Here is a 17973-nt window from a genome sequence, read left to right on the forward strand (position 1 = left end):
CCCCGTCCTGTGACACCGTCCGCGCGGCGGCGCCCGCGTCCGCCGGCCGGGCAGGCCGTCAGGAGGCAGGGTGCGGAGAGCGGGCGAGGCGGTTCACGCGCCGTCATCGCCCTGGTCGGGCAGTGCCTCCGCGAGCTGGTTGCGAGACGTGATGCCGAGCTTGGAGAACACCTTGCTCAGGTGGTACTCGACGGTGCGCGGGCTGAGGAACAGCTGGGCGCCGATCTCCGGGTTCGACAGGCCCTTGCGCGCCAGCCGGGCGATCTGGCCTTCCTGGGGAGTGAGGCCGCCGGACGTGCCCGGGGTGCGCTTGCGGACGGTCTCGCCGGTGGCGAGGAGTTCGCGGCGGGCGCGGTCGGCGAAGCCCTGGGCGCCGAAGCCCTGGAGCATCTCGTGGGCGGTGCGCAGGTGCTCGCGCGCGTCGAGGCGCCGGTTCGCGCGGCGCAGCCATTCGCCGTACACCAGATGGGTGCGGGCGAGGTACGCGGCGGCCCGGCTGCGCTGAAGGTGTTCGATGGCCTCGCGGTACAGCAGGTCGGCGGCCTGGCCGTCGGTGAGCAGCGCCTTCGAACGGGCGAGTACGCCGAGGGCCCAGTCGGTGCCGGCGGCGGTGGTGCGTTCCTCGAGCCGCCGCAGCGCGGTCGTGGCCGCTTCGGGGGCGTTGCTGTAGGCGGCGGCCTCGACCAGTTCCAGGAGGGCGAACCCGGTGAGCCCCAGATCGTCGTGCTCGCACGCCCGTTCCGCCCGGGCCAGAGCGTCCTGGTAGCGGCCGCGGGCGTTGTACACCAACGCGCTCCCGAAGTGGCCCCCGCTGATCGCCCGCCCCTCACCCCAGGTGACCGTCCGCTCGACGGCGGCGTCGAACGTCGCCGGTGCCTCGGCTCCGCCGCGCCAGCTCAGGAGCACGTTGGAGGCGAAGCCGAAGTGGGCGTGGCCGGTCACCTTCAGGATCGCGTCGGATTCCTCGACCAGCGTGGCGGCCGCGTCGAAATGGCCGGCGTAGATGTGCACGGTGGCGCGGTAGGTGAGGGCTTGGGGAAGGAAGTGGAGCGCGCCGATCTCGCGGGCCGCCTGGACCGCGTGCTCGGCGAGGTCGTGCAAGGCCTGGTCGTCCCACATGTCCGCGGCGACCAGGTAGGTCAGCCCCAGCCGGCGCATGCTGTCGTCCGGATCGCGCCGGGCTTCCTGCCGGAACGCCTGCAGGGCGCGTTTCAGCTGCGGTGCCGCCGCGGCATAGCCCTCGGCGAAGCGCGCCACCAGCCCGTCGAGGAGTGCGTCGATCGGCCGCTCCGGCAGTGGCCCTGCGGGCGCGGTGCGGGCGGTTTCGGCCACCGTTCGCAGGAGGCCGGGTTCGCCGAGCCTGCCGGCGAAGACCGCTGATGCGACGGCGTCGACGTAGGCCTCGCGTGCCTGTGCCGCGTCGACGCGCGACAGCCGGCCGGCCGCGTCCAGCAGCGGCCGCAGGGCCTCACCGCCGCGCTTGCGCGCGAAGACGATCTGGGCGCGCAGCCGGGCCGCCCGCCCGCCCTGCAGTTCGGTCAACGGGCTCATCTCCGCCGAGCCGAGCAGTTCCAGCGCCATGTCCGGGGCGCCGGCCTCGAAGGCGGCCTGCGCCGCGGCCAGCGCCCGTGCTCCGCGTCCGGCCGGATCGGGCGTCAGCTCGGTCGCCCGCCGCAGGAACGCCGCCGCCGCCGCGATGCCGCCGCGCGCCTGAGCCCGGCCGGCCAGCCGCTCCAGCTCGCCGGCCACGGACTCGTCGGGTTCCAGCGTCGCGTGCGCGCGGTGCCAGGCCCGCCGATCGGGGTCGGACGCCGGGTCGATGGCCGTGGCCAGCGCCCCGTGCGCCGCCCGCCGCTCCGGCGGCGACGCGGCCGAGTACACCGCCGACCGCACCAGCGGATGCCGGAACCGCGCCCACGTCCCGATCTCCAGCAACCCGTCGGCCTGCGCGGGCTCCACCGCCGAAGCGGGAACCCCCAGGTGCCCGGCCGCGCGCCAGATCAGCGCCGCGTCACCGGTCGGCTCGGCCGCCGCGACCAGCATCAGCGACCGGGTCCCGGCCGGCAGCGCCGCCAGCCGCCGGCGGAAACCCTCCTCGACCCGCGCCGGGACCGCCTGGGCCTCCACCAGCCCGAACCCGCCCGCCAGCTGCGCCGGGCCCAACCCGCGCGGCAGCTCCAGCAGGGCCAGCGGGTTCCCGTTCGTCTCCGCCAGTATCCGGTCCCTGATCCGCTCGTCCAGCGGGAAGCGGACCACCGAACGCAACAGCGTCTGCGCCTCCTGCTCGGGCAGGCCGCGCACCTCCAGATCCCCCAGCCCGTGGAAATGCCTGCCCGGCTCGCGCGCCGCGAAGATCAGCCCGACCGGCTCGGCCAGCAGCCGCCTGGCGACGAACGCCAGCACCTGGGCCGACGCCTGGTCCAGCCACTGCGCGTCATCGATCACGCAGAGCAGGGCGCGTTCCTCCGCCGCCTCCGCCAGCAGGGTCAGCACCGCCAGCCCGACCAGGAACCGGTCGGGCGCGGTGCCCTGGCGCAGCCCGAACGCGACCGCGAGCGCGTCGCGCTGCGGATCGGGAAGCTTCTCGATCCTGTCCAGCAGCGGCGACACCAGGAGATGCAGGCTGGCGAACGCCAGCTCCATCTCCGATTCCGCCCCTACCGCACGGACCACGCGCATATCGGTCGCCTGCCCCGTCGTATGCCGCAGCAGCGCCGACTTGCCCACGCCCGCCTCACCGCGCAGCACCAGGGCTCGCCCGCGGCCAGAGCGCACATCCCCCAGAAGGCCGTCCAACTCGGCACGCTCCCGCTGCCGATTCAGCAGCGGCGCGTGCCCGGACAGCGTGCCCATGCCCCTTATGCCCCCGTTTCAGTGCCGACCCGCCGGCATGACCGAGCCAGCGGCCAGTGGGAGCTTCGTCAGGATTCCACCTCCGTCAGGTCCCGATCAAGACCCAGCCGATGAGTCGTGCGGGCACCCGGGCGGCGGGGTGTGGCGCATCCCGATCTCGATGCCGCCGTCGCCGTGACGTGCCACCTCCCGCAGGCCGGGTCCCCCAGACCGAGTCCCCCAGACCGCGGTGACGTGCTCACCCATCGCGGCCTCCCGTACTCCGGTGAACATGGGCGCGACGAGCACATCATGGAACGCCCGCCGCGCGACCCCGCGCCGGTGACGGCGCCTCGATCCGGGTACCGGCGGCTCCGGACAGGAGCGCGGGCGCGTCGGCGAGCGCGCCGATCACCGCGACGGCGCCGTCCCGCTGCTCGGCGAAGCGGCAGGCCGCCTCCGCCTTCGGACCCATGGAGCCCGCCGGCAGCGGCAGGCGCCGCAGCCGTCCGGGCGCGATGGCGGGGATGGGGCGGGCGTGCGCGGTGCCGAGGTCGCGCATGACCCCGGGCACGTCGGTGAGCAGCAGCAGCGCGTCGGCCTCGAGCCGGGTCGCGAGCAGCGCGGCGGCCAGGTCCTTGTCGACCACGGCCTCGACGCCCCGATGGTCGCCGCCGGTCGGGACGCCGCCCCCGCCGACCGCGATGACCAGGCACCCCTCGCCGGCGAGGCGCGCGATGGCCGGCAGCTCGACGATGTCGCGCGGCTCGGGGGACGGGACGACCCGGCGCCATGCGTCGCCGTCCCGCCGCATGGTCCACCCGTGCTCGGCGCCCATCCGGTCGGCTTCCGGGGCGCTGTAGGTGCGGCCGACGAACTTGGTCGGCGCCCCGAACGCGGGGTCGCCCGGGTCGACCACGGTCTCGGTGAGCAGCGCGACGATCTCGCGGCCGGGAAGGGCGCGGCGCAGCTCGCGGGCCAGCCAGTAGCCGATCATGCCCTGCGTCTCGGCGCCGAGCACGTCGAGCGGGTACGGGGCGGAGAGCGCCGGGTCGGCGGCGCTCTCGACGGCCAGCAGCCCGACCTGCGGCCCGTTGCCGTGCGTGACGACCAGCTCGTTGCCGTCCGCGATCGCGGCGAGCCCGGCGGCCGCCTCGCGCACGTGCGCGACCTGCACGGCCGCGTCCGGCGGCTCGCCGCGGCGCAGCAGCGCGTTGCCGCCGAGGGCGGCGACGATCCTCATCGGCGCCCCTCCAGCCGCTCGGTGAGCAGCGCGTACAGGACCGCCTGCGTCGCCGGCAGCCGGTTGGCGGCCTGCGGGAAGGCGAGCGACCGCGGGCCGTCGATGACGCCGGCGGTGACCTCCTGGCCGCGGTGCGCGGGCAGGCAGTGCATGAAGACGGCGTCGTCGCGGGCCTGCGCCATCAGCGCCTCGTTCACCTGGTAGGGCGCGAGGGCCTCGGTGCGCCGCGCCCGCTCGTCCTCGGCGTCGCCCATGGAGAGCCAGACGTCGGTGTACACGACGCTCGCGCCCTTGACCGCCTCGGCGGCGTCGTGGGTGAGCGTGACGGACCCGCCCCGCCGTCCCGCCTCGCCGGTGGCGAACGCGACGGACTCCTCCGCCGGCCCGTACCCGGGCGGGGTCGCCATGGCGACGTCCATCCCGGTGAGGGCCGCGGCCTCCATCAGGCTGCGGGCGACGTTGCCGCCGTCGCCGACGTACGCGACGCGGCGGCCGCGCGGATCGCCGAAGCGCTGCCGGATGGTGAGCAGGTCCGCCACGGCCTGCAGCGGGTGGTGCCCGTCGGTCAGCGCGTTGACCACCGGGACGGGCGCCGCCGCGGCCAGGTCGGCGACGTCGGCGTCGGCGTAGGTGCGGATCACGATCGCGGCGGCGTAGGAGCCCATCACCCGGGCGGTGTCGCCGATGGTCTCGCCGCGCCGCAGCTGGAGCTCGCCGGGGCCGACGCCGACGGGCGTCCCGCCGAGCCGGGCCACCGCGGCCGCGGTCGACAGCCGCGTCCGGGTGGACGGCTTGGCGAAGTACAGCGGCACGATCCGGCGGGCGAGCAGGTCGTGCGCCGAGTCGGGCGCGGCCTGGAAGTCGGCCGCCAGCCGCAGCAGGAGGGTCAGGTCGTCGCCGGTCAGGTCGGAGACGCGCAGCAGGTCCTTCACGGTGTCACCTCGTTGTCGGGGGTCGCTTCGTCGCGCTGGAGGGGGCAGCTCATGCAGCGGGGGCCGCCGCGCCCGCGGCCGAGCTCGCCGCCCGGGATGGTGATGACCTCGATGCCGTTGCGGCGGAGCATCGTGTTGGTGGTGACGTTGCGTTCGTAGGCGACGACCACCCCCGGTTCGAGGGCGAGCACGTTGTCGCCGTCGTCCCACTGCTCGCGCTCGGCGGCCCGCACGTCCTGCTCGGCGGTCAGGACGCGGACGCGGGGCAGGCCGAGGGCGCGGGCGATCGCCGTGAACAGCTCCTCGTTCTCGTGCACGGCGACCGAGCCGCTCCCGCCGGGGGTGAGGCTGTAGGAGCGCAGCGCCGGGAGCTCCGGGTAGACGGTGAAGGCGTCCCGGTCGACCATCGTCATCACGGTGTCCAGGTGCATGTAGGCCCGGCGCCGCGGCAGCCGCACGGCGATGACCTCCCGGGCGGCCCCGTCCGCGAACAGCCGCCGGGCGAGCAGCTCGATGGCCTGCGGGGTGGTGCGCTCGCTCATCCCGATGAGGACCAGGCCGCGCCCGAGGACGTGGACGTCGCCGCCTTCGAGGGACGGCAGGCCGAAGTCGGTGCCCGGATACCAGACCGGGAAGCCGGCGCCGGCGAACATCGGATGGTGCCGGTAGACGGCGGCCAGGTGGACGGTCTCGCGGCGCCGCGCGGGCTTGGCCATCGGATGCAGCGTCGCGCCGCCGTAGACCCATGCGGACGGGTCGCGGGTGAACAGGTGGTTCGGCAGCGGCGGCAGCACGAAGTCGCCGTCGTCCATGGCCGACAGCAGCAGGCTGTGCACGGCCAGTCCCAGCTCGGCCTTGGTGAGCCCGCCGATCAGGTGCCGGGTGAGGGTCCGGGCGTCCATGCCGTCCAGCACGGCCCGGACCGGCCCGGCGAGCGTCGCGCCCAGCGCCGCCTCGGAGGCGGTGCGGTCGAGGACCTCGGCGCGGGCCTCGTCGAGCTCGAGGGTCTCGGCGAGCAGGTCGGCGAGGTAGTGCACCTGGACGCCGCGCTCGCGGAGCGCGTCGGCGAACACGTCGTGCTCCTGGCGGGCGCGCCTGGCCCACAGCACGTCGTCGAAGAGCAGGTCGTCCTTGTTGGCCGGGGTGAGGCGGAGCAGTTCCAGGTCGGGGCGGTGCAGCAGCACCCGGCGCAGCCGCCCCACCTCGGAGGACACGGTGAACATGGAGGAGGCGGGGGAGACGGGGGAGACAGTGGACGCGGGGGTCACGGTGGACACGGGGGGTCCCTTCAGGCGGCGTGGACGGGGGGTTCGGGCGTGTCGGGCAGGTCAGGGGCCGGGCCGTACTCCTCGGCCTCCTCCACCGCCTCCTCGACCTCGGCCTCCACGACCTCGTCGCGGTCGCGGTGGTCGCGGTACTTCAGCCAGGCGTAGACGGGCATCCCGGCGAAGATCAGCAGGGTGCCCTTGTAGACGACCTCGTAGCCGGCGCCGCCGATCGCCCAGACGGTGTAGCCGAACGCCAGCAGCGCGATGACGGCGGCGCGGGCGAGGCGCCCGCCGGAGAACGCGGCGCGGTCGGTGGCGAGCAGCACCAGCTCGGCCATCGCGGCGTAGGCGTAGGGGATGAGGGTGGTGAGGGTGGCGAGCAGGATGATGAAGGTGAACTGGTCGACCAGGCTCGCGTTGTAGTTCATCAGCATCAGCCCGGTGACGAGGACGCTGGAGACGACCAGCCCGAGGACGGGGGTGCCGCCGCGTCCGGTGCGGGCGAACACGCGCGGGAACAGGCCGTCGCGGGCGGCGGCGAAGGGGATCTGCCCCTGCAGCAGGATCCAGCCGTTGAGGGCGCCGAACGCGGAGATCGCCGCGCCCGCGGCGACGAGGTCGCCGGCCCATCCGCCGAACGCGGCGTCGGCGGCGTCGGCGAACGGCGCGGTCGAGGTCGCCAGCGCGGCGGCGGGGACCAGGCCGAGGACGGCGACGGTGCCGAGGATGTAGATCAGCGCGGTGACGGCGGTGCCGGCGACGGTGGCGCGCGGGATGTTCCTGCGCGGGTCCCGCACGTCCTCGGCGGGGACGGTGGCCGACTCCAGGCCGATGAACGACCACAGGGTGAGCGCGGCGGTGGCGGTCACCGCGCCGAACGCGCTGTCGCCGCTGGCGTTGAACTCCCCGAAGTTGCCGGACTTGACGAAGAACAGCCCGCCGACCGCGATCAGCAGCAGCGGCACCAGCTTGATCACCGTGGTGAGGACCTGTACCGCGCCGCCCTCCCGGACTCCGTAGGCGTTGACCGCGGTCAGCAGCCAGACCGCCGCCACGCCCACCCCGGCGGCGAGGGCCTTGTCGTGGCCCAGCGCGTGCCAGAAGTGGGCGAGGTAGCCGACGAACGCGACCGCGATCGCCGCGTTCCCGGCCCATACCGCGATCCAGTAGCCCCACGCGGTCTGGAATCCGACGAAGTCGCCGAACGCGCGCCGCGCGTAGGCGTACGGGCCGCCGGTCTTCGGGTAGGCGCGTGCCAGCCGGGCGAACACCAGCGCCAGCAGGATCGCCCCGGCGGCGGTGAACCCCCAGGCGACCAGGCTGATCGGGCCGTACTCGGCCAGCGAGCTGGGCAGCAGGAACACCCCGGACCCGATCATGTTCCCCACCACCAGGGCCGTGGCCATCCACAACCCCAGCTTCCGGCGGGCGGGTTTCGGACTCATGAGTACCTCCTTCGGTGCGGCGGAGCGCCGCGGTCGGGGCTGGTCAGCGGGGCGGGCGGGCGCCGGCCGGGGCCGGGCGGTCCGCCGCCGGGGCGCCGCGGCCCCGGACGGTCTTGGCGGCGGTGTCGGCGAGCAGCACGGCCGGGACGGCCGCGAGGGCGACCGGCCAGCCGAGCGCGGACGGGAGGCCGCCGCCGAGCAGGTGCGCGACCGGCGGGACCCCGAGGAAGACGGCCATCAGCACCAGGTCGGCCGCGACCGCCCACAGCAGCAGCGGGTTGCCGTTCCAGCGGAGCCGCGCGGCCCACCGCGACTCGCTGCGGCAGCAGAACGCGGTGGCCATCTGGCCGAGCATGATCGTGGCGAACGCGGTGCCGGACGCGGTGAACAGCAGGCCGTCGGAGGGGGTCTCGCCCCAGCTCCATCCGCCGGCGGCGAGGACGGCGGCGAACGCGGCCATGGTCACGGCCGCCTCCACGGGGCCGAGGACGCCGAAGACCCGGCCGAGCAGCCCGCGGTCGATCAGCCGCTCCCTGCGGACGCGGCCCCGCATCGTGCCGGGCCCGGCGGGCTCCGCCCCGAGCGCGAGCGCGGGCAGGATGTCGGTGCCGATGTCCAGGGCGAGGACCTGGAGCACGCCGAGCGCCAGCGGGAGCCGCCCGCCGGTCACCGCCCACGCCGCGAACGGCACCAACTCGGCGACGTTGTCGGTGAGGTGGTAGGTCAGGAACCGGCGGATGTTGGAGAAGGTCGCGCGGCCCAGCTCCACCGCCGCGACGATCGTGCCGAAGTGGTCGTCGAGCAGGACCAGGTCGGCGGCCTCGCGGGCGACGTCGGTGCCGGACGCGCCCATCGCCACGCCGATGTCGGCCTGCCGCAGCGCCGGGCCGTCGTTGACGCCGTCGCCGGTCATGGCGACGACGTGCCCGCGGGCCTGCAGCGCGCGGGCGATCCGCAGCTTGTCCTCGGGGGTGACGCGGGCGACGACCGCGCCGTCGCGGTCCAGCAGCCGTCCGAGGTCGGCGTCGTCGCGCGGCAGGTCGGCGCCGGTCACCACCGGGGACCCCGGCCGGGCCAGCCCGACCTCGGCGGCGACGGCGCGGGCGGTCGCCGGATGGTCGCCGGTGATCATCGCGAGCCGGATCCCGGCCCGGTGGCAGTCCGCGACGGCGGCGGCGACGTCGTGGCGGGGCGGGTCCTGCAGCCCGACCAGGCCGAGCAGCGTCAGCCCGCGCTCGGCCTCGCCGGGGTCGGCGGGCAGGCCGTCCGGGAGGTCGCCGGGCAGGTCCCGCGGCGGGCGGACGGCGACGGCGAGGACGCGCAGGCCCGCTTCGGTCATCGCGGTGACGGCGTCCTCGGCGCCAGGCACGGCCGCGCAGCGCGGCAGGACCGAGTCCGGGGCGCCCTTGAGGTGCAGCCCGCTTGCGGTGAGCGACGACGACCGCCGCCGCCGCGCGTCGAAGGGGTAGCGGCGCAGCTCCGGCTCGTCGGACAGGTCCGACCCGGCGCGCAGCGCGAGCGCGTGCAGGGCGGCCTCCATCGGGTCGCCGACCGCCCGCCAGCGGCCGCCCTGCCGCCGTGTCCGGCCGGTCGAGCAGCGGTAGGCGCTGATGGCGAGTGCCCGGACCGCCTCGACCGCGGCCGGCTCGCCGAGGAGCCGGGCGTCCGGCCCGTAGCCGCCGCCCTCGATCCGCACCGTCCCGGACGGCGTCCAGACGCGGACGGCCGTCATCTCGTTGCGCGTCAGCGTGCCGGTCTTGTCGGTGCAGATGAACGTGGTGGAGCCGAGCGTCTCCACCGCCTCCAGCCGCCGCACCAGGGCCCTGCGCCCGGCCATCCGCTGCGCGGCGCGGGCGAGCGACAGCGTGACGGTCGGCAGCAGGCCCTCCGGCACGAGCGCGACGGTGACGCCGACGGCCAGCAGGAACCCCTCGCCCGGCGCCATCCCGAGCAGCATGGCGACGCCGAAGAACGCGGCGCCGACCGTGACGGCGATCCCCGCGACGGCCTGCACCACCCGGCGCAGCTGCCCCGCCAGCGGGCTCGGGCGCCGCCGGGCCGCACGGGTCAGCGCGGCGATGCCCGCGAGCCGGGTCCGCGCTCCCGTGGCGGTGACCTCGGCTTCGGCCTCGCCCTCGGTCACGAACGTTCCCGCGTGCACGCGCGCGCCCGCCTCGGGGCGCACCGGGACGCTCTCGCCGGTGAGCGTCGACTCGTCGACCGCCAGGGCGTGCGCCGCCAGCAGTTCGAGGTCGGCGGAGACCCGGTCGCCGGCCTCCAGCAGGACGACGTCCCCGACCACGAGGTCCGCGGTGTCGATCATCGTCCGGTGCCCGTCCCGGCGGACGGCCGCCCGCGCCGGCAGCAGCTCCCGGAGCCTCCGGCCCGCCCGCTCGGCGCGGTACTCCTGCGCGAAGGCGAAGACCCCGTTGACGACGATCACGACGACGATGGCCACCGCGAGCTGCGGCATGCCGCCCGCGTAGGCGAGCGCCGCCGCCGCCCACAGCAGCAGCGCGAAGAAGTGCACCAGCTGTCCGGCCAGCGAGAGCAGCGGGGACGGCGGCCGCTTCGCGGGGAGCAGGTTCGGGCCGTCCGCCCGCAGTCTCGCGGCGGCCTCGGCCGAGGTCAGCCCGCGCCGGGCGGCGGGCGGCGTCGTCTTCGTGATCATGGGACCGGTGGCTCCAGTACGTGCGTGCATCGCTGGGAAGGTCGCGTCGGAAGCGGGGCGGGGACGGGGCGGGAGCGCGGCGGCGCCGGCTCGGCTCAGGCGGGTGCGGGCTGGAGCCGGCGCCGGGCGGCGGGGCGGCGCGTGCGCCCGGACGAGCCGCGCGACCGGTCGGCGCCGGCCAGCGGATGCCGCGCCGACCCGCTGCTGCCGCCGCCGTTGTCGGGGTGGCCGTCGCCGTCGGACGCGGTGACGACCTCCGACGCGAAGAGGTCCTCCAGTGCCCTCGGGCTCCCCTCCTTGGCGAGGAGGAAGGCCGACAGGAGGAGCCGGTGCCGGCTGGTGCCGATCGGCGTCCGCCGGGCGCCGGCGAGGTGCTTGCGGGCGCGGCTCACCAGCTGGCGGACGTTGGCCGGGCTGAGTTGGATGAGCTCGGCGATCTCCTCGTAGGGGTACAGGAACGCCTCGCGCAGGACGTACGCGGCCCGCTGTGCCGGGGTGAGCTTCTCGAGCAGCAGCAGGAGGGCGAGTTCGAGCGACTCGTTCCGCTCGGCCGCGGCGGCGGGGTCGAGCCCGGTATCGGCGGGCTCGGGCAGGAAGGGGCCGCTGCACGTCTCACGGCGGGCCCAGGCGGACTGGAGGGCGTTGATGGACAGCCTTGTCGTGATCAGGGTGAGGAACGCCGCCGGGTTGGCGATGGCCGAGCGTTCGGCGCTCTGCCAGCGCAGCCAGGTCTCCTGGACGACGTCCTCGGCCTCCGCCGCGCTGGGGAGCATCCGGTAGGCGATGCCGAAGAGGCGTGGGCGCATTTCGAGGAAGACGGCTGCGGCCTGGTCGAGGGAACTCGTCTCGTAGAGCATTGCTTCTCCCCAGGGCAAGGCGTTTCGCCGGGCGGACCGGATCTACGTCCTCACCATCTCGGGACTGCGGGGAAACGGCATGACACGAATGCATGAGATCGAGGAAACGCAGGTGGCTGGGCTCCTCAGGCCATGCTGAAAAGGTCCCGCCATGGGTTATCCGGGTACGCCGAAAAGTCGGATCCGCCTCTCGGGAAGCGGTCCGACTTGGCGTTCCGAACGTCAGCCGGCGGCCCCGCCCTGCTCGACGTAAACGCGCGCGAGTTCGACCCGAGAATTCACTCCGAGTTTCTTGAAGGCGTTCATGACGTGCGTGCCGACCGTGGCCGGGGACAGGAAGAGCCTCTCGGCGGCCTGGCGGTTGGTCGCGCCCTCCGCCACGAGCGCGGCGACCCGCTGCTCGGCCGGGGTCAGCGCCTGCCAGCCGCGCGCCGCCCGGGGCCGCGGCGCCCGGCGCCGGTGTCCGGCGGCGCCCGTCCCGCGCCGGACTCTGCCGGCCTCGTTCGCCGCGCCGGTCCGCAGGTACATGCTCTCGGCCTGGGCGAGGTGCCGGACGGCGGCGTCGCGGTCGGACGTCAGGAGCCGTCTCCCGGCGTCCTCCAGAGCGGACGCGAGCAGCAGCGGACACGCAATCCCCTGGAGGATGCCGACGGCCCGCACGATCGGTTCGGCGTCGTCGTCCAGCAGGCCGCGCGCGTGCGCGGCGACCGCCGCGAAGAGCGGGACACCGGGGTTGAGCGCGGCCCTTCGCTCCGCCTCGGCGACCGCCGCGGCGGCGATGTCGGACCGGCCTGCGCGCAGCGCCACCCGCACGAACAGCGGATCGTCCGCCGGGTCGGCTGGACGGCCCGGGGCCGCCGGCGCTCCGCCGGCCTCGTCCAGCATGGCGCGGGCCCGGCTCGGGTCGCCCGTTGCGTCGGCGATCCGGGCGGCCAGCCATGCGCCCGACCGGCGCACCGGACCGGCCGGGGCCGCGAGCATCCGCTCGGCGTGCGCCGCTGCGCGCTCCACGGCGGCGGGGTCGCCCGCCAGCGCTCCGACGCTTCCGAGGACGGAATGCGCGTCGAGGAGGACGGCCTCGCCCGCGCCGGACTCCTCGGCCGCCGCGAGCGCGGCCTCGGCCTCTGCGCGCGCCTCGGCGAGGTGTCCCGCCGCCAGCAGGAGCCGGGCGTGCGTGGCCAACCAGAGGGTGAGGCCCTCGGCGCGGCCGGGCCGGCGCGCCGCCGCGACGCCCTCCGCCGCCTCGCGCAGCCCGTCCTCGACCCTGCCGGTGATGCCCCGCAGCGATGCCCGCCAGACGCCCGGCGCGAACAGCGCGGAGTCCGGCGCCGCGGCGACGGCCTCGACGGCCTCCGTGGCGAGGCGGTCGGCCGCGGTGAAGTCCAGTTTGAGGGCCCGGAGCAGGGAGTCGGTGGTGCGGAGCAGCGCCAGGGCCGCGTCGCTTCCGGCCCGCGAGGCGGTCTCCGCCGAGGGCGCGAGCAGCCGCTCGGCGGCCGGGACGTCGCCGGTCAGCCCTGCGGTGAGGCACCGCAGGGCCGACAGCGGAGCGCGCAGGGCGTCCGGCACGCCGTCCAGGTCCGTTCCCGTCCGGCTGTGCCGCAGCGCCTCGGCGTACGACCCCTGCATCGCCGCCATCGCCGCGCCCAGCCGGACCCGCGCCTCGACGGCCGGGGGCAGCGGCCCGTTCAGGACCGTCTCGGCGAGGCGCCGTCCCTCGCCGCCCCGGCCGATGCGCGCGAGCAGCGGGAGCGCGTCCGCGACGGCGACGGCACGTTCCGCCGAGCCCGCCGGAGCGAGCGCGACGGCCTGCCGGGCGACCGGCACGGCCGCGTCGGGTGCGGCCGGAGCCAGTTCGGCCAGGGCCCGGCGCAGCAGCGCGGCGGCGTCGCGGTCGCCGGGCTCGGCGGTCTCGGCCATGGCGAGGGCGACCTGGCCGATGGGCGCGCCCCAGGCCAGGCTCAGCTCGGCGGCCCGCGCCCGCAGTTCCCGGCGCCGCGGCGCGGGGACCGACATCCGGATGGTCTCGCGGACGAGGTCGTGCCGGAAGGCGAGGGGGTCCGTCGGGCGGACGAGGTCGGCGTCGACGGCCTCCTGGAGCGCCGCGACGACCTCGGCGATGGTGTGTCCGCCGAGGTCGGCGAGCCGGCCGGCCTCCAGGTCGCGGCCGAGCACGGACGCGACCCGGAGCACCTCCCGCGCGAGCGGCGACAGATGCCCCAGGAGGTGCTGCGCGGAGCCGTAGGAGTGGACGGGCGAGTGCCGCCCCGTCAGGCGCGCGACGGCGCCCGTCCGGGTGATGGCGCCCTCGTCGCGGAGCCCCCGGACGATCCCGGTCACCAGGTCGGGCCGGCCCCCGGCCTGCCGGAGCAGACCGAGGAGGTCCTCGTCCGGTTCGGCGCCGAGCAGGTCGCGGGCGATCCCGGCGACGGCGTCGTCCGGCAGCGGGCCGAGGCGCATCGTGCGGGCACCGGCGTCGGCCAGCCCGGCGAGGGCGGCCCGCACGTCGGGATCGGGCGACCCCGTGCGGACGGCGACCAGCCAGAGGATCGCGTCGGAGGACAGCCGGGTGGAGAGGGTGCGCAGTGCCGAGAGCGTCCCGGCGTCGCACCACTGGAGATCGTCGAGGGTGATGAGCAGGGGTCTGTCGCGCGCCTCCCGCCTCAACCGGTCCTGCACCGTCTGGAACAGCCAGAACCGCTGGTCGGCGGATTCGGGCAGCGTCCGGAGGAGATCCGCGTCGACGACGGGCCGCCCGCCGGAGGCCGGCGTCCGCCCCAGCGCGCCGAACGGGACGCTCTGCCGGCCGCGCTCGCCCGTCCCGCCGAGAACGCGGATCGGGGAGGTCTTCGCGACGGTTCGCGCCTCCTCCAGGAGGCGGCTCTTGCCGGCTCCCGGGGGCCCTTCGACGAGGAGGATCCCGCCGCGTCCCTCGCGCAGCCGCGAGATCCGGCCGGTGAGGAGGGTGACCTCGGCGTCACGCCCGTGCAGCGATCCGCGCAGCGATCCCGCCTCGGCCGCGCGGCCGGGGAGCGGGCGGTCGCCGATCCTCCCGGGCGGCGGTGCCGGAACGCTCTTCGCGTCCCCGCACCGCCTCCTCACCTTCTCCTCGACCGCCATGACCCCTCCGTTCGCGCTGCCTGCGGACGGTTTCCGTCGACATGGCACACTCTCGCCGGGCAGGGGCCGGGGTCGCATCAGGGAGATGCCCGGGCAGGTCCCCGGGCGCCCCTGGGCACCCGGCCTAGGGTGCTCGAAGGCCCGGGTCAGCCGGTCTCGTGCGCCAGCATCCGGCGGGCCAGCTCCACCCGGGAGTTGATGCCCCACTTGGTGAAGACGTTCCGCAGGTGCGTGTTGACCGTGTGGCGGGACAGGAACAGCTGCTCGGCGACCTGTCTGTTGGTGGCGCCCTGCGCCACCAGGCGGGCCACCTTGACCTCCGCCGCCGTCAGCCCCCAGCGCCCCTCTTCCGCGCCGTCGCGGGACGGGCGCGCCGGACGCACGCCGAGCACGCGCAGCCGCCTGCGCGCCCGGGCCGCCTCGCGAGCGGCGCCCGACTCCTCGTACAGGTCGAGCGCGGTGTTCAGGAGATCCCGCGCGGCGGGGTCGCCGTACCGGCCGAGGGCGCGGCCCGCGTCCTCGGCCGCCGAAGCCCGGACCAGCGGCCGTTCCGCGTCCTCGAACAGCTTCACCGCGTGCAGGAGCAGGTCGGGGTCGTCGTCGACGAGCCCGCGCGCCTGGACGGCGATGCCCCGCAGGAGGGGGGACCCGGGATCGAGATCCGCGGCGCGGTCAGCGGCGGTGGCCGCGGCACCGGTCAGTTCGGCGCGCAGCGCCAGGCGCACGAGCACGACGTGGTCGGCGGGGTCGGGCGGAGCGCCGGGCGCCGGGCCCGAGGCGTCCGCCCCTCCCCAGGCGGCCTCGACCAGCCCGGCGAGGCGAGCGGTCTCGCCCAGGGCGTCGGCCGCCAGCGCGGCCAGCCAGGCGCCGGTGCGCCGCACCACCGGCGCGTCGGCGCCCATCATCCGCGCACCGTCGGCGGCGCAGCGGGCGATGCCCTCCCGGTCGCCCAGCCGCACCGCCGCCCGGCCGTGCGCGTACCGGGCCGTGGTGTCGGCGAAGTCGCCCGAGGCGAGATCGCCGGCGGCGGCCAGGGCTGCGCCGGCCTCGGCGCGGGCGTCGGCGGGACGTCCCGCGTCGAGCAGGATCCGCGCGCTCGCCATCGACCACAGGACCGCCGCGGCCGCGTCCCCGGTCCGCCGGGCCGCGCGGACGCGCTCCCCGGCCTCCCGCAGCGCCGCCCCGGTCCGTCCCGACGCGGTGAGGAGGAACGCACGCCCGAAGGACTCCGGCGCCCAGGCGGGACGCGGCGTCCCCGCGCGGACGGCGGCGGAGTCGGCCCGGTCCTGGAGCGCGGAGGCGAGGCCCAGGTCCAGCCGGGACAACGCGTCCCTGGACCGCGCGGCGAGCAGCATGGCCTCGGCCGCGTCGTCGTCGGCGGACGGCCCGGCCGCGGCGATGGCGTGCGCGGCGTCCCCCATCTGGGAGAGGTGCAGCGCCTCGGCCGCCGACAGCCGGGCGCGCAGCCCGTCCGGCAGGCCCGGCACCGCCAGGCCGGTCCGGCAGTGGCGGACCGCCTCGGCGGCGGAGGAGTGGCTCACGAGGCGCGCCGCCCGCAACCGCAGCCGGGCCTCGGCCTCCGGTGCGAGGCAGCCCGCGAGCGCGGTGCCGGCCAGGGCCCCGGCCTCGGCGAACCGGCCGTTCCCGGCGAGCAGCTCGGCCGTCTCGCCGACGATCTCGGGGGTGTCCGGTCCGGACGGCCCGGCGAGCTCCAGCGCCCTGCGGCTCAACGCCACCGCCTCCGAGGGCGCGGTGCCGGCCAGCCCCGCCGCGGCCTCCCGCAGCAGGTTCACGGCCCGGCGGTCGCCGGGCGACGCGCTCTCGGCGAGCACGGCGGCGACGTCCTCCGCACTCCCGCCCCCGGCCAGGCGGACGTCGACCGCCCGGCGCCGCAGGCAGCGGCGCAACGCGGCGGGGAGGGTCTCGGAGATCGCCTGCCGGATCAGGTCGTGCCGGAAGCCGAGGAGGCCGCCCGTCTCGTCGAGCATCCCCGCCCGGACCGCCTCGGCCGCCATCGCCGCGGCCTCTCCGGCGGGAGCCCCGGCGAGCGCGGCCAGCTCCGCGACGGTGAAGGGCTCGTCGAGCACCGAGGCGACGCGCAAGTCCTGCCGCGAGCGCGGCGGCAACCGGTCGAGCCGGCGCCGGACCAGGGCGTGGAACCGGCGCGGGATCGCCTCTCCGGCCGTCGAGGCGACGCCGCCCCGAACCGTGACGCGCCCGTCCTCCCGCAGCCCCTGGAGCAGCTCGACGATCAGCTGCGGCATGCCCTGCGCACGCCGCGCCGCCGCCATCACGGTGCCGTCGGGCTCGCCCCCCAGCAGGTCGGCGGCCAGCGCGGTGACCGCGCGGTCGGCCAGCGGGCCGAGGACGATCCGATGCCCGCCGCTCTCCTGTATCCGCTCCAGCGACGGGTCCGTCCCGTCCCCGGAGCGCGGCCCCACCGCCAGCACCCACAGGACCAGGGATCCCGCTCGGCCGTCCAGAAGCTCTGCCAGCGCATGGAGCGTCACCGGATCGCACCACTGGACGTCGTCGAGGCAGACGACCAGCGGCCCCCGCGCCGCCCTGCGCGCCAGGCCGTCCGTGACCTCCCGCAGCGTCCGGGACCGCAGGCCGTCCGCGTGCACGGCTGCGGCGTCCGGCAGCGATGCCGGGCCCGTGCCCAGCGCGTCCAGCAGCGGCCCGAGGGGGACCGGGAGTCCACCCGGCACGCCCGCGCCGTGCCGGCAGGGCAGGCCCGCGGCGAGTGCCCGCGTCCGGGCCACCGCGAGCAGCCGTGTCCTCCCCGAGCCCGGCGGGCCCTCGACCACCAGCACGCCGCCTTCTCCCGCGGCCAGCGCGGCGAACCGCTCCAGCAGCAGCGCCACCTCGGGCTCGCGGCCGCGCAGCGGAAGACCGCCGGCCGCGACGGCCGGCGGTGCGGCCGCGCGCCTCGCGCCGCCGCACCGCCTCCGTGCCATCTCCTCGACCGCCATGACCCCTCCGTTCGGCCCGCCGCCACTTCGGCACACTCTCGCCGGGGAGGGGTTGCGGTCGCCTCAGGGAGTCCCCCAGTCGGGTTCCCTAGGCGGGGCCGGTCGGCCCCCTGGGGGCCGCGTCGTCCGCCCCGGCCGCGCCGGGGCGGACGACCGTCATGGCCGGGGCACTCGCAGGTGGCGCCGTTCGGCCAGTTCCTCCTCGCCGACGAGCGTCAGGATGGGCGTGCCGGGCGGCGCGAACATGGTCACCACGAGCTGCGACCGAGCGTCCGCGAGGTTGTTGGCGCCCTGGATGTGGATCACGTCGCCGCCCGGTTCGAACAGGGCGTCACCGGCCTTGAGCACCCGGGGCGGCTCCCCCTCCAGCTCGAAGAGGATCTCGCCCTCGGTCACGTAGCCGAAGATCGGCCCCGGGTGCCGGTGGGGCGGCGCGCCCGGGGAGCCGGGCGGCAGCGTGACCCGGATGGTCCTCGCCTCGGCGCCGTCCGGGATCCGGTCCGCAGCCCCGGCCAGCGTCGTGATCACCTCGACGCCGGGCGGCAGGTTCGCGTTCTCACCGCTCATTCATTCCTCCTCACAGAGACTCTCTGCAGGGAGACCGAGCGGCCACCTCGTCTGTGACGCCCCGGG

General features: G+C 76.4%; 10 protein-coding genes. All 10 read right to left on the minus strand.

What is annotated here, in order from left to right:
* Positions 1-93: 93 nt before the first annotated feature.
* Positions 94-2853, minus strand: coding sequence for a helix-turn-helix transcriptional regulator (locus J4557_RS15720; protein ID WP_208267269.1), 2760 nt, complete (start codon positions 2851-2853; stop codon positions 94-96).
* Positions 2854-3142: 289 nt separating this feature from the next.
* The gene (locus J4557_RS15725) at positions 3143-4075 is read right to left on the minus strand and encodes a carbamate kinase (RefSeq protein ID WP_208267270.1); all 933 of its coding nucleotides are present in this window, start codon (positions 4073-4075) and stop codon (positions 3143-3145) included.
* Positions 4072-5007, minus strand: a complete 936-nt coding sequence (gene argF / locus J4557_RS15730) for an ornithine carbamoyltransferase (protein WP_208267271.1) — start codon at positions 5005-5007, stop codon at positions 4072-4074. The genes J4557_RS15725 and argF overlap by 4 nt, the downstream gene beginning before the upstream one ends.
* Positions 5004-6230 carry an arginine deiminase gene (locus J4557_RS15735; protein WP_208267421.1) on the minus strand — a complete coding sequence of 409 codons (1227 nt, stop codon included), beginning with the start codon at positions 6228-6230 and terminating at the stop codon, positions 5004-5006. The genes argF and J4557_RS15735 overlap by 4 nt, the downstream gene beginning before the upstream one ends.
* A gap of 65 nt (positions 6231-6295) precedes the next feature.
* On the minus strand, positions 6296-7720 hold the full coding sequence (locus J4557_RS15740; protein ID WP_208267272.1) for an amino acid permease: 1425 nt from the start codon (positions 7718-7720) through the stop codon (positions 6296-6298).
* 43 nt (positions 7721-7763) lie between these two features.
* Positions 7764-10391, minus strand: a complete 2628-nt coding sequence (locus J4557_RS15745; RefSeq protein ID WP_208267273.1) for a cation-translocating P-type ATPase — start codon at positions 10389-10391, stop codon at positions 7764-7766.
* Between the two features lie 95 nt (positions 10392-10486).
* On the minus strand, positions 10487-11248 hold the full coding sequence (locus tag J4557_RS15750) for a sigma-70 family RNA polymerase sigma factor (RefSeq protein ID WP_208267274.1): 762 nt from the start codon (positions 11246-11248) through the stop codon (positions 10487-10489).
* Between the two features lie 222 nt (positions 11249-11470).
* The gene (locus tag J4557_RS15755; protein WP_208267275.1) at positions 11471-14365 is read right to left on the minus strand and encodes a helix-turn-helix transcriptional regulator; all 2895 of its coding nucleotides are present in this window, start codon (positions 14363-14365) and stop codon (positions 11471-11473) included.
* A 146-nt stretch (positions 14366-14511) separates the two neighbouring features.
* Positions 14512-17340: an ATP-binding protein gene (locus J4557_RS15760; protein ID WP_208267276.1), complete on the minus strand. Its 2829-nt coding sequence runs from the start codon at positions 17338-17340 to the stop codon at positions 14512-14514.
* A 156-nt stretch (positions 17341-17496) separates the two neighbouring features.
* Entirely contained in the window at positions 17497-17907 is a 411-nt protein-coding gene (locus tag J4557_RS15765; RefSeq protein ID WP_208267277.1) for a cupin domain-containing protein, read from the minus strand.
* Positions 17908-17973: the final 66 nt, after the last annotated feature.

Origin of the sequence: Actinomadura nitritigenes (assembly GCF_017573545.1) — a bacterium.
GTDB classification, from domain to species: Bacteria; Actinomycetota; Actinomycetes; order Streptosporangiales; family Streptosporangiaceae; genus Spirillospora; species Spirillospora nitritigenes.